We start from the raw sequence: 17,124 nt of genomic DNA on the forward strand, positions 1-17,124 counted from the left end.
TGCACGATTAAATAACGACAGCCACGTCTGCCAATATACGTTGAGCGATAGTTTGTGTGACTTGTCCGCCAGTCACGTGTGCAGGCACGAAACGCTGGCCAAGTCGATGGTCAGTGACCGCCGCAAACACCGCTTGAATATCTTCGGGCGTCACTTCCATATGTCCCGATACATAAGCATAGGCTTGCGCCGCACGCTGTAGTGATAGTACGCCACGCGGTGATAAACCATGATAATCAAAGCTTGCACGCGTTTTTGCAACCAGTCTTTGCAGATAATCCAGTACTACATCAGCGACATAAACCTGCTTGACGCCTTGCTGCGCTAATAGGACCGCCTCGGTATCTAGTACGGCGCCAAGCTGTTTTAATAGCTCACGGCGATTTTGTCCCTTTAACAGCTCGCGCTCAGCGGCAGGCGATGGATAACCAAGTGACAAACACAATAAAAACCTGTCCAGCTGCGATTCAGGCAGCGGATAAACGCCCGCTTGCTGTAAAGGGTTTTGGGTGGCTATGACAAAAAACGGCTGCGGCAATGGATAGGTGTGCCCATCTTGCGTCACTTGCCGCTCTTCCATCGCTTCTAATAACGCGCTTTGTGTCTTAGGGCTAGAGCGATTGATCTCATCGGCGAGTAACAGCTGCGTAAAGATAGGACCGGGACGAAACTCGAATTGCTGCTGACTTTGATCAAAAATACTCATACCCAAGATATCTGCTGGCAGCATATCATTGGTAAATTGCACACGGCTAAAACTCAACCCGAGCAATTGCGCCAAGCCTTGCGCCAACGTCGTTTTACCCATACCTGGCAGATCTTGCAACAACAAGTGCCCGCCTGCCAAAATACCACTGAGCGCCAGTTTAACCACCTCGGGTTTATCTAGCACTATTTGATTTAATTGCGCCATTAACTGAGCAATTTTTTGCTGATTATGGCGATAGTCATTGGTGGCTTGCTTCATTATCGATTCTTGGCTCATTTTTTAATGAAATAGGTTTAAAAAAGAATACTTCTCTGTCAGGTATTTCTCAATCAGGCACTGCTGCTATTTTGTTTCATCAACTGTTGGTACCGGTGCCCGCAGCGTTGATAAATAAGCAATCACATCGGTACGCTCCTTACTATCGGGCATCGGATCTGACAGCATTTTTGAGTCGGGCATGGCTTTTTCAGCATCAGCGATATAAGTGTCTAATGTTTTGGCATCCCATACCCAACCTGATGTCGTCAGCCCTTCGCTATAGCTGTAATCCTCTAGCTCGGCGGCATTTGCGCCATAAATATTCATCAGCTGCGGCCCTTTTTTATTGAGCCCAGGGTTAAGCTGATGACACTGAGCGCATGCGTCTTGGTATATCAGCGCCCCGTTATCGGCATCGCCCTCAGTATAAAGCGGCAGCGTAACCGGATCTCGATAATCAGGCGGTGTTTTCTCACAAGCGGTGAGCAATAGCATAGCGGCACATACAGCGCCTAATGGGTATCTTTTGATAATAGACATGGTGGAATAATCTTAAATTGAGAAGCATGGGCTATGTATGCGTCTATCTCAACCACAATACAAGATAAAAAGGACAAACATACATAGCGCTGCGTAGAAGTATATATCGTTGCTAACCGTTAAATATGGGTTATGTGGTAAAAATAAAAATTAGTTACCTAGACTTAACTCTCGCTTGCCACTTTTATGGTATTACTAGGTGCTTCTAAATAATAACCCTGTAAGTAGCGTGCGCCCACGCTCCACGCGACTGACATAGTCGCCGCATCTTCAATATATGGCATCAAGACATCAACGCTAATCTCATTGGTGCGTACGATGAGCGATTTAACCGTTTCTAAATTCTCGGGGTTATCAATCCCTTCGACATAATTGCGGGCTAAGCGCACCATATCAGGCTGCACAAAATTGGCCAGCTCAACTGACTTAGCTGATGAGCCAAAATTATTAATGCCCAGCTGGCAGTTGACTTGGTTAAGCGCTTTAAATTGCGATTTTGCGACAGTCAAATGATCGGCAATGTCTTTTTCGTTAAACTGTAAGGTTAACGCGCCCGCTTTACCACCAACAGCATTGATGAGTTGACTAGCAACGCTCGGCAGTTTTTTATCTATCAACGACGCATTGGTCAGTTGTACCAATAACCTTGCATCTGGATGGGATTTACGCACGTCATTGATTTTTTTACAGGCATTGATCAATATCCAGCGGTCAATTTTTTCAAGGAGCTTGTGCGCTTTGGCCACCGCCATAAACTGGTCGGGGGTCAATACTGTATTATTTGCATCCGCTAGTGGCAAACGCAGATATACCTCAAAGAAATCACTACGATCATGATTGATATCATATATGGGCTGGAAAGACAGCTCAAAGCGATTATTAGCAATAGCATCGACTAAAGACTCAGCAAGGGCATGATCATCACTATTGGCATGTTCGCTGGCGTCATATAGATGGTATTTATCACCGTGATTGGAGGTTTCAATCATAATTTGATTAATAGCATCTAGCGCCCGCTCAAGCAAAACTTTTGGCTCTGGCGTATTTTTTTCTATCTTCACGATCGCAATACTTGCTGTGGTACTTAACGTCCGTTTATCTACCTCAATAAACATCTGACTAATAGTCGAACCAATTTTCTCAGCCAATTTTTCAAGCACAGCGGTATTTTGATTTTCTACTAAGATGGTAAAAGCCGTATCGCTAAAGCGGCTCACATAGCTGTCTGCTGCTACCTCATTTGTCATTAGCTCATCTAAGGCATAGGCGACTTGCTGCACGGTGGTATCAACACCTTGTAAACCTAAGCTGCTTCTAATCTTACCCACATTATCGAGTTGAATATAAAATAATCCTGCCGTCAAAGCGCCTTGTTTTGCTTGTTCATACACTTTAGTCAGCTGCAATTCAAAACCGAGGCGATTATCAATACCCGTTAAGCTGTCTTTACGTTCGGCTGCTGCCAAACGCTTGGCAACGTCGGCGCTATTAGTGTTATTTTGCTGAATAATGATTTGGGTAACGGGCTCACCATCAAGCGTCGCGACTGCCAGCTGTAATTTTGCTTCAAAGGTACTGCCATCGGTACGTTTGCTTTCAAAATTAAACTCAACATCTTTGCGGTTGCCTTTATCAAATTGACGTAAAAACTGCTTAAAGGCTTTGACATTATCACCGCCTGCTATTAAATCAATTACCGGTATACCAATAATGTCATTCATTGATTCAAAACCAAACAACTGTAAGTACGGGTCATTGGCAAAAATATGAATACCTTGATCGATATAAGCAACGGCACTTTTAGAGTTTTTAATCAGCACATTGGCGCGCTGCTCTGCTTCAGAGATGACATGCTGTAAAGTTTTAAGCTGTTGACGACTGCGTAGGTTGTCATGGAGCAAACAAATCGCCATGACTACTGCCATTTCTTGATCGGCGCTCAGCGCTTTGACCATTGTGCCATTTAAAATAGAAGGTAAGCCCGCTTCGTTATGAGCGTTGACTATCGTATCTTTATTTATCAAACAAACCGATGGCAAATCAATACCTTGCTCTTGAACAATACCGACCACCTCGGTAAAGTTCATATCATAAGCTTGCCCAAACACCAAGGTATCCCACGGCTGGCGTAACGCCTTTAGCAGCTCCTCTTTATCATCTAAAAACCCTAAGTTCACACTATCATAATATGAACCTAGCAAGTCGACGATACGCTCAGCATAAAGCTGGTCATCATCGATTACTAATAAGTTTAGGATGGACTGAGTACGCATAAGAAGCCTTTTAAATGGTAGTAGCGGTTTTGTCATTATAAACAATAATGTAATCGACTGCTGCTTAAGTTACAACCTCAAGGCGATGTTATAAACTCTTAAATAAACTTAAACCAAACTCACTTAGCCTATGATCAAGTCTTAAGTATTGATCGTCCTAAACTTATCTAAGCTATTAATAGATAACTATTTAAAGTTGTACCACTTCATATTGGCTAAACTCGTCGTTCATCATTAAACGCCGTACCAAGCGCAATGTTTTTTGTTTGCTATCAATACGCATCATGACTTTATCTCCTACTTGAAAATGGGAAGTCGGCACGATCAAACTACAAACAGTCTGTAATTGCTCATCGCCCCCAACGACAAGCGCTGGTACAAAATGCCGACTGCGATTGTCTCTATTGTGCAGACGAATACCACAGGCGATGAGCTGATGACCAAGTACTTGCCAATCAATTTCAGGCTTTTCGTTATCCATCTCGCGCCAGCGTACCACCCCTATTGACCAGTCAGGTGACGCTGATTGATGAGGACGACATAATAAGAACAGACTCATAATACGCAGTGATGGCGGTTTAATAGAATCTAGCACGTCATTATTAGCAATACTTGCTATATCTTTTATACCTTTAGGACTATAGTCTTTTTCGAGGGTATCATTTGTCTCTCTGCTTTTTATTGATGCCTCAGGGCCAAAAAATGAATGAACGTTTTTGCACGCCATATGCTCAGCCGTTGCCACTGGTTCTTTTGGTTTGGGCAATAATCGCAAGGTACGAAAAATAGAAAAATCGTCATTATTGACAGCGCCATCATTAAATCTACCGTCAAATGTCTCTACCGCTAACCCTTTATCGTTGGCATGTTTTTTTGGCAAGGTATCGTAGCGGGGTTGCTGATAATCTGGCAGCACTTTAGCGACAATCAAACTTGATAAGCTTTGCTGGTTACTGACGCGGTAATGAATGTCATTGAATCGCGTGATGACGTAAGCCTCTTGTTTGGCACTTTGCTTGATGGGTAGTGTCAAGCGAGGCTGGATATAGCGATAGCTTAATGTCATGGCAACCGTGTTAAGCAAGTAATATTCAGCGCCTTCTCGACCTTCCTCGATAAGTTTATCCCTACGCGATTTCAAATGAGCGACCAGCGCCGCTAACTCGATAAATACACAATCATGATGGGCATCATAAGGATTGATCGCACAATGGGCGGTCAAATACGTCGGTGCGCTGTCACTATTTAAATTGACGAACACCTTTGTCTCCGTCTGCGGCTCTACCGTTATAATAAGGTGTTCACTCCACTCTAATAGCAAACGCTGTACCATCAAGATATTGGCTCGGCGCATGGCACGCACGTTTAACAAGCTATGCAAACATAACTGAGCATATAGCTGATGGATAGTATCCGCACAGTGGGTGGTGATATAAGCACTGACATCAATATCCACTGTCCGCTGTTGGCAAGCCATATAGTAGAGCTGATTAATATTAGACCATAAGGACGCTGTAGGCTTTTGATAGCAAAGCGCTTCTTCAAACAGTAACTTTTGATACATCAGCAGCGTCTGATAGGTCGCAATGGCCAAAGTAATCGGCGAGGATTTGTCATTGGTAAAATAGCGCTGCCACAGATTGGTGGTTGTTGATGGTTGATTACCTGCTAAAAAAACAATCTCTCGTTTTATAACGCCGTCGTAACCCATAATCATTAAATAGTACAGCGACTTCACGTGTGCCACATAATCCAACTGATAAGCGTTGAAAGCCTGCGTCTCATAGATATAATGCTGGCGAAGTAGCGCAATCAGCTGATTGGCCGCATCCAGCACAATATTAAATAGCGTCAGACGTTGTCGATCATCTATATTTGCCGTGCGCAATTCTGTAAGCACTTTTTCTAATTGCTCTATTTGCTGCATCTCTGCCTGCAAGGGCAACAGCGCAGCCCATTTGCGCAAATGCTGCTCATCACTATTAAACGATTTAGGCAATGGTTGCGATAAGGGCGTATCCGTTGCTAAATACTGCTGAAATGTCGATAAATTTACCATTACTATCCTTAGTAATTGCGTAGGCTATCAATAGAAGTCTATCTCTAGAATTTACCTTTATAGACGACGCTTAGGCTTAAACCACTCAGGTACAAATCACTTAGCCAAAAACACTTAAGCACAAACCTCAAATCCGACCGCTAACTGCTCTACAAATAAGTCTGATCTGTGTTTTTTTAAAGATGCTGATTTATGGAATTTTTTAAACTTATCACTGAAAACGACTGTTAATAATAATTTAATCGTTATTTGTCTACTAAAATTCTGATGTACCATATTGCCTATTTTAAGTTTCATTGTAAATATCAATCGGTACTTTAAAGGGTTTATTCGGTAGTTCGCGCACCAATTTTGGCACTAAATAACCAGGTAATACTGCCAGTAACGACCAATAAAGCGCAATAGCAGCTTGCTCGTCACTATCAAAATGGGCAGCACCAGCTACCTTATCCAATACGTGTAGATAATAAGGCAGGACGCCAGCAGCGAACAAGCGCTGACTCAATGCCGTTTGCACCGTCACGCTATCATTGATACCCTTTAACAGTACCGCTTGGTTTAATAAAGTGACGCCCGCTGCGCGCGCACGCTGCAAATACTCAGCGGTCAGCGCATCAATCTCATTGGCATGATTACAATGAATCACCATCACTATTTGGCAGCGACTTTGCGACAGTCTTTCTAATAGCGCCTCATCTAAACGCGCTGGAATGACCAATGGCAAACGGGTATGCAGCCTGATGGTGGTCAGTTGCGGAATCGCCTCTAAGGTATCGAGCCAAGCAAATAAGCGTCTGTTGGTAACATTTAACGGGTCACCGCCGCTTAAAATCACCTCGTTAATCTCAGAATGGGCGCTAATATAATTGATAATATGCTCTTTGGCATCGGCGGTTGGCATATTGGCGCTATAGTCAAAATGCTGACGAAAACAGTAACGACAATGGATGGCGCAAGCACCCGTAATGGTTAATAAGACTCTTGATTGGTATTTATGCAGTAAACCTTTCACCGGATTGTGCGTATTCTCGCTTAAAGGGTCTGCCACATAACCGGTCACAGCAATTTGTTCTTGTTTATTGGGCAATACTTGTTTAAGCAAAGGGTCATCAACGTCACCAACCGTCATTTTTGCCACAAAACCGCGCGGCACACGCAGCACAAAATGCTCAGGTATATAGACCTCTGAGCGCAATGATTCAAGCTTTAGTAGCTCAAGCAACTCATCAATAGAGGTTATCGCTTCGGATAATTGCGTTTGCCAGTTTTTTTGTGTGATTAAATGGTTTATCATGACAACCTTATACCTGTGCCCAAAAGCCGCTATTATACGCTCTTAGTACGTCTGCTATCAAAGCATACGAATTATTCATAAACCTCGAGCGTCATAGACAGCTTTAGCACAGCAAGGCGCAAACCCCACATCCAATTATTGATGACAATACTTACAACCCTTAGGAGTCTTCCGTGGCAAGTTTTTCTACTAACGAATTTAAAGCTGGTCTCAAAGTCATGCTCGATGGCAACCCGTATGCCATTCTTGAGAATGAGTTTGTCAAACCGGGTAAGGGGCAAGCCTTTAACCGTGTCAAAATGCGCAACTTACGCAGTGGTCGCGTGCTCGAGCAGACGTTTAAATCAGGCGATAGCTTGGAAGCGGCGGATGTTATCGATACAGAAATGAACTATCTTTATAACGATGGTGAGTTTTGGCACTTTATGCACCCTGAGAGTTTTGAGCAATTACAAGCCGACAAAACCGCGGTTGGTGATGCGCTAAAATGGCTAAAAGAAAACAGTAACGCGCTTTGCACCATCACTCTATTCAATGGTGTGCCGTTATCTATAACGCCGCCTAACTTTGTTGAACTGCAAATTACTGAAACCGATCCTGGTGTGCGCGGAGATACGTCAGGTGGTGGCGGCAAACCTGCAACTCTAGAGACAGGTGCTGTGGTACGTGTGCCGTTATTTGTCCAGCAAGGTGAAGTGGTTCGTGTTGACACCCGTACCGGTGATTATCAAACGCGCGTTAACTAAGCGTCTTTATCTCGTTTAAAAAAAGCTTAACCGCTATTAGGGGTTAAGCTTTTTTAATGTCAAATGCTTTTTAGATGAGAAAACTATTCTTCCATTATTCTTCCATCGATTGTTTATACATCAGCCAGTATTGCACCAAGGCATTAAGCTGCTCTTGTTTAAAGGGTTTGGTGCAATAATCCTGCATACCGACATCAAGATATTTTTTACGCTCACCATCCATCGCATTGGCGGTCAAGGCGATGATAGGCGGCAATGCTTGCGGGTCATAAAGCTCATGCAGCTTAATCGTCGCTTGTACACCATCCATAATCGGCATGTGATGATCCATCAAAATGACATCATACTGCTCAGGATTTAACGCAAAAACCTCTATGGCTTGTTGTCCATCCGTGACGTGAGTGACCGTATGACCGCTATTGTTCAGTGCTTTTTTAGCAATCATGGCATTGACGCTATCATCTTCAACCAGCAATATATGACCAATAAGCTCATGACTTGGTTCTGTCATACCAAAGTCGTTTGAGTCTTGCCAGCTCTCGTAATGCGCTTCATCGATAGGAGGTAGCGGCAATAATACGGTGAAAGTCGTACCAATACCGACGGCACTATCTACTTCGATATAGCCGCCCATCAGCTCTACCAAAGATTTACAAACTGACAGACCTAGACCTGTTCCACCATAAAGGCGATGAGTCGATTTATTGGCTTGATCATAAGCATCAAATATCGCCTCTAAAGATTCTGGCTTGATACCGACACCGGTATCTGTAACCTCAATACAGAGCGTCATGTCTTGATGATTAACCGAACCACTATCATCAGTATTATAATGAGACGCTTGCTCTACTTGTAGCTCATGACTGCATATAGACTTATGATTACCGTATTTATCCTCACAAGGGTTGTTTTCCATGTGTTTAACGTCAATGGTCACCCGTCCGCCTTCACGGGTAAATTTAATGGCGTTATTGACCAAATTCACCATGATTTGTTTGATGCGTACCGGATCACCCTTGATATAAGGCGATAATGCCTCGGTATAATGATAATCTAACGTCAAACCTCGCTGACGGGCTTTGACCGCAAACAAACTCACCACTTCGTTACAAAGGCTCGATATATTCATCGGTATTGAATCGATGGTCATTTTGCCCGACTCAACCTTTGATAAATCTAAAATACCGTTAATAATCGCCAATAAGTGCTCGTTTGAGACTTTAATATTATCGACGTACTCTTGTTGTTCAGCGCTCAGCTTAGTCTCAGCGAGCATCTCAACCATACCAATGATGCCATTCATCGGCGTACGTATTTCGTGGCTCATGTTGGCCAGAAACTCTGACTTCATCTCATTAGCATGCTTGGCATGGCGCTGCTGGTCTTGAAGTTTCAAAGCATCGGCAGCCATCGCAGCAAACTGCGCCAATATATCTGCATCCTTTTCGGTAAAATCGTGGTGCGCTTGCATATCCATCAAACATAAAGAACCCAAACGATAGGTCTTGCCATCTTCTTGCATAATAATCGGCGCGCCAGCATAAAAACGCAAATATGGCGCTTCTGTCACCAACGGGTTTTGACTAAAGCGACTGTCCTCTGTCAAATCTGGCAGTACCAAAACCTCATCCGACAGGACAGTATAATTACAAATAGCCACTTTGCGCGACGTTGTACAAATGCCATCGAGCCCAAGCAGCGATTTTAAATACTGGGTTTCCTCATCCATAAAGGTAATGGCTACGACTGGCATATTAAAAAACAATTTCGCAAGCTCGGTTAAACGCGCAAAAGCTGGTTCCTCATTATTGTTGAGTACCTGATATTTTCTGAGCTTACTAATACGCTCAGCGTCTTCCGCAGCGACAGGATAACGATAACCAATTTCTGACGAGTTAGATGTAGACAAAATGGACTCCGTTAATTCAGGTCAGACGCTTGGCTTAACCGCCGCCTGTTTGAGCAGTAATTGTAATGCTTCGCTAACCATCAGCATCGCGACCACTGAGGTGACGACGACCGCCGAACCATAGCCACCGCAGTGTAAACCGCCTGTTTGACAGCTTTTATCGACGCGCGGCGGCTCTGTCGAATAGACACATTTGATGCCAAATTTTTCTTTTAGAGCACTATTGATGCCTTTTTCGTGGCGCAGTTTATTACGTAGCTTTGCCAACAGCGGATCTTGATAACTGTCACGTAAGTCGCTTATACGAATCTGGCTTGGGTCTATCTTACCACCTGCTCCGCCTGCACACACCAATTTTAGTTTGTTAAAACGGCAATGCAGGGCAATAGCAAGCTTGGCATTCATATCATCGACACAGTCTAAAATAACAATCGGATTTTTTTGTATAGCCATTTTTGCTTGCTCGCGCGTGGGCAATAATGCTGCGACATTTTCAGGTGTTAAAAAATCATCTATCAGATTTATTTTAACTTTCGGATTAATCTCACGGATACGTGTGGCCATTGCCGCGATTTTACTTTGCCCAAAAGTACTGTCTAACGCTGGCAGCTGACGATTGACATTTGACGCCACCAATATATCCAAGTCAATCAACGTAATCGTACCAACGGCGGTGCGCGCCAGCGCCTCTGCCGCCCAAGAACCCACTCCGCCAACGCCAATAACGTAAACATGCGCTGCGGCAAAAGTATCGACAGCAGAGGCACCGTAAAGGGTTTGCGTGCCTTTAAAACGGCGTTCATACTGCGCTGACGATTCATCAATCACATCGACGCTATTAGCAGCAAGTTGTTGCTCGCTGCACGCAGTGACCTCTTTATTAACTAAAGTATCTGTTTGATTTATAGTTTGCTGCAATTGTGTCTCTTCGGTCATAACAAATTAAAGCTCGATTAAAAGGTTGTTTATTATTAATAAGTATTTTGGACTACTTTTAAGCTGGATAACGCCAATCGGTACGTAAAGCACTGCAACTGTTGTGCCACAATTGCTCAGCAAGCGTCTCAGTTGGCACCGCAAGTAATTCACTTAAACTGCCTAATACATAAGGTAAGTTGGCTGGGACATTTCTATTATGAGCGGGCGCATCGCCCCATTCATCATCTGGGCTTTGCCCAAGCGCTGACTGATTACCGCTCGAAACTTGGCACATTATCGGCGTCATATCTGGGCAATCCGTCTCGATGACCAAACACTCAATACCATAAGTATCGACCGCTGCTTGAATCGCACGGCGCAGCTTTTTGGCATTGGGATTGGTCACCTGACCGGTCACACCAAGCTTAAAGCCCAACTTTACAAAGGCTTTTGCTTCTTGTTCACCGCCACTAAAACTATGAGCAACGCCGCCAAGCTTATGGGCATCATAGTCATGCGCCTTTAACAACGCCAATGCTTCAGCATGCGCTTTACGAATATGTAGCATGACAGGTAACTTGTGGCTCACCGCCATATCCAATTGCGCTTTAAAAAAACGCGCTTGCTTGGCGACCATATCAGGTTGTTTCATCTCATCCGTAAAGGTATCAAAGCCGATTTCACCAATGGCTAAAGGACGCTTGTTATTTAACATCTGCGCCATGTTTTCTAAATGCTCATCCGTATGCTGATCGATATAAAAAGGATGCAAACCTAGGGCAATATACGCATGCAGAGACATTTCTTTTTGCTTAAATGCCTGTTCTGAAACAGCATGTGCCTGTTTATCAATAAATTCTTTAGTTGCGTATAAACGGTCAAAGTGTCTGTGTAAATAACCGACCAATACCAAATGGCGCACGCCTCGCTGATACGCTTTTTGTATTTGCTCCTCTCTGTCGACATCAAACACAGGAGCGTCAAAATGGGTATGAGTATCAATGAGAGGAAAAATAGTAGGCAATTTCTCATTAGCGTTAAATGAGGCGTCAATCGTAGTCATCAATAGACTCCAAATTTAATAATTTTCATTATTTTTCTTAAATATAGATGTTTAATTCAAATTAGATAATTTATTAGCTGCTTTTTCGTCAGGCCCTTTATCATCGTTATTATTATTTGATAATTGGCTATCAGCCTTTTTACTACTACGCCGCGGAATCAGTAATAGAGCCATAGCGACCGCACTGAAGATTAACCATTTCTTTTTCTTTTGATGATCAAGATTGCTCATTAGTGCCGCCTATAGGTTCTAGCTACTTTTAAGATTCTAGCCATTTTTCACTTATTAACTTAAAAATTACTAACTTAAACCAGTATACTTAAATGACAGTTATTTAAATAATTATCTTAAAAAATTGCTTATAAAAGCAATAGGTTATTAGAGACACTCTAATTATACGCCGCTTGAAGACGCCCTATGTTTATCTATGTTATGAATACGCAAGCTAATGTACGGCAACGCTATCATGCCGTACGTTTACTGATGTTCTTGATTTTATTTTAATCTAGAAGCTGTCGCTTGCCGCATTCACTCGCAAGCGCTCTATATTAGAATTTAGCGTTTTAAAGGATAAGTCGTGATACCACTAGTACTAGGTGTATCTACTTTAGTAAACCCTTGCGAAGTTGGCTTTGGCGTTTGGTCACGCTTAGGTACCAGTGGATTGAGTGGCATCAATTCATAGTCTGCGCTGACGTTGCCATTCCAACCTTCTGTACCACTAAGTGGCAGCTGTTTAATAGTGCCGTTTTTATCGATGACCAGTTGCAGGACGCGCATCTGATTGTATTTGCGCTCGGTCACACTAGCGACTGCCCCGCCATCACGTAAGATGGTCGGCTGTAAAAATATGATTAGGTTACTTTTTTGCGTGCTGTCATTATCAGAGCGGAACAGCCGTCCGATGACGGGGACACTGCCCAAACCGGGAACTTTTTGTTGGCGAGTGGTGGTGTTATCGCGCATTAAACCACCCAAGGCAATGGTTTGCTGATCGTCGGCTAGGATGGTGGTATTAATCAAGCTTTTATTGGTAATCAGGCCACTGGCATTGGCGGCACTGCCAGGTACTACCGACGAAACCTCTTGCGAAACCTCTAGACGTACGGTGCCATTGTCGCCGATATGAGGTATAACATTTAGATTAATACCGATATCCTGGCGATCAATGGTCTGGAATGGATTGGTTGATGAGTCACTGCCTGTGGTATAAGAGCCGGTGACAAAAGGCACGTTTTGACCGACCAAAATACTGGCCTTCTCATTATCCAAGGTCAAAATTGATGGCATCGACAGCAGATTGGCGCTGGTCGATGAGTCAAGCGCTTGTAAGATTGCACCATAAAACTGAGTGTTACCTTGGCTGTCTTTTTTACTATCGCCGATGCCAATCAACGCCCCAGCAATAGAACCTGCCGCGGCACTAATATTTGCGCCACCTGATAACGCGGCGGCGGCAAGCGAGACAGCACTCGCGCCAACATTATTAAAGTTGACCACGCCATAGCCACTATTGGCATTACCCAGCGCCCACTGTACGCCAAGTTGGGTAGCGTCATCACCTGAAACCTCGACAATCGCCGCTTGAATCAAAACCTGGGCACGGCGGCTATCGAGCTGAGCGACGGCATCCTCAATCTCAAACATCAGCTCGGGCGCGGCATTGACGATAACAGCATTTTGCGTTTCATCCGCGATAATGCTAAAAGGTCGCCCGCCGATACCATTACCTGTGCCACCTGAACTTGCCGTAGATAACGCTGCTCCCGTAGCGCCAGTACTGGTATTCGTAGCACTGTTGGTAAGCGCATTAGTATTATTGTTAAGGGCCGAGCCTGTACTACTGGCGCCGTTTAGCGAAGCTGACTCTAAGGTTGAAGCCGCACCAGCGCTATTAATAGACTGACTGGCAAGCAAGCCGCGCAGCATCTCTGCAATGTGACCAGCACTGGCGTATTTTAAGCGAAAGACGCGCAGACCACTTAAACGCCTCGAAGGCGTGGTGTCTAGTTGATTGACCATTTCTTGAACTTTGGCAATCATCTCCGGACTGCCTTTGACGAGCAGCCTATCGCTAGAGGTATCGGCGATGACTTTTAGCTGATTACTGCCACCTTGCGCTTGCCCGCTACCCGCGCTTGCCACCAAGGCGCTAATCAACTCCATCATACGCTCAGCGTCGACATGACGCAGCGGTATGACTTGCAAACTGTCATTGACGTTGCTGTCTAAATCGCGGATAAGTGCCGTTAATTGGTTTAAGCTATCAGCGCGGTCTGACAATACTAGGGCATTAACGCCCGGTACCGCTGCTGCATGGGCGGACTGCGGCATCAGCGGTCGAATGACGCCAAGCACTTCTGCCGCTTGGGTATTGGTCAAATAAATCACCCGTGTCGCTAAGGCTTCACCGACACTGTCCCCGCGTAAGTCCACCGCCACGCCAGATTGTTTGGCAACGTTATCTGGTACCAGCTTAATGGTCGTACCCGAATCGATAGCGGCAATACCATTGACCTGCATGACACTTAAAAACAGCTGAAAAATCTCGTCACGTGACAGCGCTTTATTGGAGATGACCGTGACGTTACCGTTGATACGCGGATCAAGGACAAAGTTTTGATTGGTAATGGTCGCCACTTCATTAATAAATGCTTTAATATCGGCATCTTGCAGATTAACCTTCCAGCTTTCTGCATTGACCAGCCCTGTACTCGCTGCCCATAGCGGAACGGCTAAACATAGCGGCCGACACAAACGCATCAAACGCTGCAAGATATGGTACAAAGGCGTGACCGAAAAATTTTGAGAACTGACCATATTGATAATTACCTACAGTGATGACGCGGATATACTGATTTTCGTACTTACTGAACAAATCTTTTGCTGAATATAATATGAACCACATGTATTAACTGATGAAATTTTTTACTAAAACTGCTGGCGAATTGTAATAACTTGATCGCCGCGCTGTACTTCTATTTGCGCTTCGCCAGTTTGTTTTACTTGCTGCAGTATACTGGCATCTTGGCCGGGATTACTGCCAACGCTTTGACCATTAACAGTCAGTACCTTATCACCCGGCTCTAGCCCTAAACGGTTACGCAGTTTGGCTGGCATGGCGGCGGTGACCTGATAACTTTCACCGGACGCCATTACTCCCATCCGACTTAAATAACTGGCTGGGTTTGACTGTAATTCGGTGACGGCTTCATCAATTGGCGACTGTGGCTCGCTATCATTACTTGCGTCACCATTTGGCTGCATCTCAGGATTGCCTTGCTCGGGCATCGGTGCATTAGACAGGTTTGGCAACATACTATTATCTGGCAAACGCTGATTACTTACCGCACCCGCCAGCATGGCACTTTGATCAAGCGGCATGGCTTCTGGCATTCTGATGACGACTTCTTTATCGTAAGCATCGGCGATAATGATTTCATTCCAATCGACGGCGACCAGCGTATAGTCACTGTCTTTTAAAGTGTCACCGATACGGTAGTTTTTTACTTCGCCATTGACGTCCAGCATCGCCGAAGACAGACTCTCTGGTATGGCGATAAGTACACCTTTTAACAAAACATTGGGCGGCGGCTGTACGGGTGCAGCGATAGGATCAGGGTCCGCAAAAATGGCAAATAAACCACTATGATCTGTCCTACTGTTCGCCGTACTCTGTAAAGGAGCAACTGGTAAGGCAGGCGCTAATGGCGCAGCCAGCAGCAACCAAAGCAAACGCGCCGCGCTCCAGCATAGCCAAACAATCGCTAATAGCAATAGTGCTGCTGCAAAGCGATTGAGGGTATTAATAACAGGTTTTAAACGGCTAGATACATCGGCAACATTCATCATCTAGCGCGCCTCTAAGCCGTTAAGCAGTGGCTGGCGCACACTGACCACAGGCGTATCTTGTGGGGCTTGACCTTTATATTCTGGCATATTTTCTAGTAGACGCTGGGTTAAGCTCACATCTAGCATATTATCGCCATCGATATACAAATCGCCCAGGCGCTTATCTTGATTGTTGATAAGATTGACATGCAGTAGATTTTTATTGTTCTTTTGCTCGGCACTGAGCTCAGCTCGCAGTGCAGGCATGGTGAGATAAAAAACCTTACCACCGCTAGGATAACCGACTTCGCCGCCTACCCACGTAAGCTGACCACTTGCTTCCCTAAAACCGGCGGCGTTTCTATCTGAATTGCCTGCTTCAGAATTTTTAGCAGATTGACGTTTTAATGAAACGTTATTGACCTGAATCGGGGTATTAGGCAACTGCCAATCGACCACACTGGCTAAAGTTTCAGGGGCAATTTTACCGCTCATGTTTTGAATTTGCCATGAGCTGCTACCTACTTTCACCTGACCATTTAAGCGGGTCTGTTCTGAGCTGATATCGACTTCTGCGCCTAATTTGCCTAATAGTAGATGCCACGGCTGCCACGACCACTCAGCAGCACCGGTAAGCGGCGCTGTTGACACGGGCAATTGCCAAATCGCTGAGCCTTGCCATAAGTTGCCAGACACATGTTGTACATACGGCGTATCAGGGGCATATTTTTCAAGTAGCCAGGCTGCTGGCATTTGCAACACGGCAAATAGCGCGAAGAATATAAAGCCAAGTAGCCACCAGAGCTTGCGGGGACGCTTGTGAGACGACGTGGAAACGTGAGGCACGGTAAGCTAACTCTTATAGAAGACAAAAACGTCATTATCATAGCAAACAATGGCATACAGATGACAGAAAAAAAGCCAGTATCTTTGCACCAAAATGGTGGCGATAAAGAGACTGACTTTTATCTAGCAGCTTATTTATAAAACCATCACGCTTAATGACACGTTAAAGTAAAATAGAATAAGATCTAAACCAAGAGCTTTTAAATGATTAAATCGCAAAATCCTCAAGCTTGCGACCTAACGCTAGTGCATCTACCAACCAAGTTGGTTTGCGTCCGCGACCAGTCCAAGTTTCTTCATTATTATCGGTATTGCGATATTTAATGCTGCGTTTTTTCTCAAGCTTCTCGCCCGCTTGCAGAATCTCTTCGATGCTGGCATCGCTTTCTTCAGCGATTTTTTCAAACTGCATATAGGCGTCATATAAACGCTGATGCTGTTTTTCTTCAATCAATTGCTGCGCATTTTCAGTAATCGCGCGTAGCTCATCAACGTTTAAACTATTTAAATCTATGACGTTATTTTTGTTCATCGTAAACTCCACTTTTATATTAAGGTTATAACCGAGTTGGATTTTTACTAAAAACTTATGCGTAATAAAAATCGTAAGTAGCAGTAATATAAACAAAAATATAAACCGCCACAAGTATTGATTGATATTTAATAATAAATGGCAGC

General features: G+C 44.3%; 14 protein-coding genes. 1 reads left to right on the forward strand and 13 read right to left on the reverse strand.

The features are described from left to right. Window positions 1-7: 7 nt before the first annotated feature. From JMX70_RS02475 to epmB, 5 genes are all read right to left on the reverse strand, one after another. Window positions 8-967, reverse strand: a complete 960-nt coding sequence (locus JMX70_RS02475; protein WP_227671131.1) for an AAA family ATPase — start codon at window positions 965-967, stop codon at window positions 8-10. A gap of 84 nt (window positions 968-1,051) precedes the next feature. After that, window positions 1,052-1,507 (reverse strand): c-type cytochrome, encoded by a 456-nt coding sequence (locus JMX70_RS02480; RefSeq protein ID WP_201589293.1) that lies wholly within the window; start codon window positions 1,505-1,507, stop codon window positions 1,052-1,054. 164 nt (window positions 1,508-1,671) lie between these two features. Then, a complete protein-coding gene (locus JMX70_RS02485) occupies window positions 1,672-3,780 on the reverse strand; it encodes an EAL domain-containing protein (protein ID WP_201589295.1) in 2,109 nt (702 codons plus the stop codon). A gap of 190 nt (window positions 3,781-3,970) precedes the next feature. Then, window positions 3,971-5,839 (reverse strand): hypothetical protein, encoded by a 1,869-nt coding sequence (locus JMX70_RS02490; protein ID WP_201589297.1) that lies wholly within the window; start codon window positions 5,837-5,839, stop codon window positions 3,971-3,973. Between the two features lie 286 nt (window positions 5,840-6,125). Next, a complete protein-coding gene (gene epmB / locus JMX70_RS02495; protein WP_201589299.1) occupies window positions 6,126-7,133 on the reverse strand; it encodes an EF-P beta-lysylation protein EpmB in 1,008 nt (335 codons plus the stop codon). Window positions 7,134-7,306: 173 nt separating this feature from the next. On the opposite strand from epmB, the gene efp reads away from it, so the two are divergent. Then, on the forward strand, window positions 7,307-7,879 hold the full coding sequence (gene efp, locus JMX70_RS02500) for an elongation factor P (RefSeq protein WP_102077618.1): 573 nt from the start codon (window positions 7,307-7,309) through the stop codon (window positions 7,877-7,879). Between the two features lie 94 nt (window positions 7,880-7,973). On the opposite strand, the gene JMX70_RS02505 is transcribed toward efp, so the two are convergent. The 8 genes from JMX70_RS02505 to JMX70_RS02540 form a co-directional block, all read right to left on the reverse strand. Beyond that, window positions 7,974-9,788, reverse strand: coding sequence for a GAF domain-containing hybrid sensor histidine kinase/response regulator (locus JMX70_RS02505; protein ID WP_227671132.1), 1,815 nt, complete (start codon window positions 9,786-9,788; stop codon window positions 7,974-7,976). A gap of 21 nt (window positions 9,789-9,809) precedes the next feature. Next, window positions 9,810-10,616 (reverse strand): tRNA threonylcarbamoyladenosine dehydratase, encoded by an 807-nt coding sequence (locus JMX70_RS02510; RefSeq protein WP_373681937.1) that lies wholly within the window; start codon window positions 10,614-10,616, stop codon window positions 9,810-9,812. A gap of 166 nt (window positions 10,617-10,782) precedes the next feature. Continuing rightward, window positions 10,783-11,769, reverse strand: a complete 987-nt coding sequence (locus JMX70_RS02515) for a TatD family hydrolase (protein WP_201589303.1) — start codon at window positions 11,767-11,769, stop codon at window positions 10,783-10,785. Window positions 11,770-11,820: 51 nt separating this feature from the next. Next, window positions 11,821-12,000 (reverse strand): hypothetical protein, encoded by a 180-nt coding sequence (locus JMX70_RS02520; RefSeq protein WP_144296610.1) that lies wholly within the window; start codon window positions 11,998-12,000, stop codon window positions 11,821-11,823. 324 nt (window positions 12,001-12,324) lie between these two features. Beyond that, window positions 12,325-14,589: a type II secretion system secretin GspD gene (gspD, locus tag JMX70_RS02525; protein ID WP_201589305.1), complete on the reverse strand. Its 2,265-nt coding sequence runs from the start codon at window positions 14,587-14,589 to the stop codon at window positions 12,325-12,327. A gap of 111 nt (window positions 14,590-14,700) precedes the next feature. Further along, window positions 14,701-15,621 (reverse strand): type II secretion system protein N, encoded by a 921-nt coding sequence (locus JMX70_RS02530; protein WP_227671133.1) that lies wholly within the window; start codon window positions 15,619-15,621, stop codon window positions 14,701-14,703. Then, the gene (gene gspN / locus JMX70_RS02535; RefSeq protein WP_227671134.1) at window positions 15,622-16,353 is read right to left on the reverse strand and encodes a type II secretion system protein N; all 732 of its coding nucleotides are present in this window, start codon (window positions 16,351-16,353) and stop codon (window positions 15,622-15,624) included. A gap of 301 nt (window positions 16,354-16,654) precedes the next feature. Then, window positions 16,655-16,978, reverse strand: coding sequence for an H-NS histone family protein (locus JMX70_RS02540; protein WP_144296613.1), 324 nt, complete (start codon window positions 16,976-16,978; stop codon window positions 16,655-16,657). Window positions 16,979-17,124: the final 146 nt, after the last annotated feature.

Origin of the sequence: Psychrobacter pulmonis (genome assembly GCF_904846465.1) — a bacterium.
GTDB classification, from domain to species: Bacteria; Pseudomonadota; Gammaproteobacteria; order Pseudomonadales; family Moraxellaceae; genus Psychrobacter; species Psychrobacter faecalis.

Coding starts and splice junctions, on each gene's coding strand:
- gspN (WP_227671134.1), bottom strand. CDS start 16,353: ATGCCAGCAGCCTGGCTACTTGAAAAATATGCCCCTGATACGCCGTAT.
- JMX70_RS02485 (WP_201589295.1), bottom strand. CDS start 3,780: ATGCGTACTCAGTCCATCCTAAACTTATTAGTAATCGATGATGACCAG.
- epmB (WP_201589299.1), bottom strand. CDS start 7,133: ATGATAAACCATTTAATCACACAAAAAAACTGGCAAACGCAATTATCC.
- JMX70_RS02530 (WP_227671133.1), bottom strand. CDS start 15,621: ATGATGAATGTTGCCGATGTATCTAGCCGTTTAAAACCTGTTATTAAT.
- JMX70_RS02515 (WP_201589303.1), bottom strand. CDS start 11,769: ATGACTACGATTGACGCCTCATTTAACGCTAATGAGAAATTGCCTACT.
- gspD (WP_201589305.1), bottom strand. CDS start 14,589: ATGGTCAGTTCTCAAAATTTTTCGGTCACGCCTTTGTACCATATCTTG.
- JMX70_RS02490 (WP_201589297.1), bottom strand. CDS start 5,839: ATGGTAAATTTATCGACATTTCAGCAGTATTTAGCAACGGATACGCCC.
- JMX70_RS02540 (WP_144296613.1), bottom strand. CDS start 16,978: ATGAACAAAAATAACGTCATAGATTTAAATAGTTTAAACGTTGATGAG.
- JMX70_RS02475 (WP_227671131.1), bottom strand. CDS start 967: ATGAAGCAAGCCACCAATGACTATCGCCATAATCAGCAAAAAATTGCT.
- JMX70_RS02480 (WP_201589293.1), bottom strand. CDS start 1,507: ATGTCTATTATCAAAAGATACCCATTAGGCGCTGTATGTGCCGCTATG.
- JMX70_RS02520 (WP_144296610.1), bottom strand. CDS start 12,000: ATGAGCAATCTTGATCATCAAAAGAAAAAGAAATGGTTAATCTTCAGT.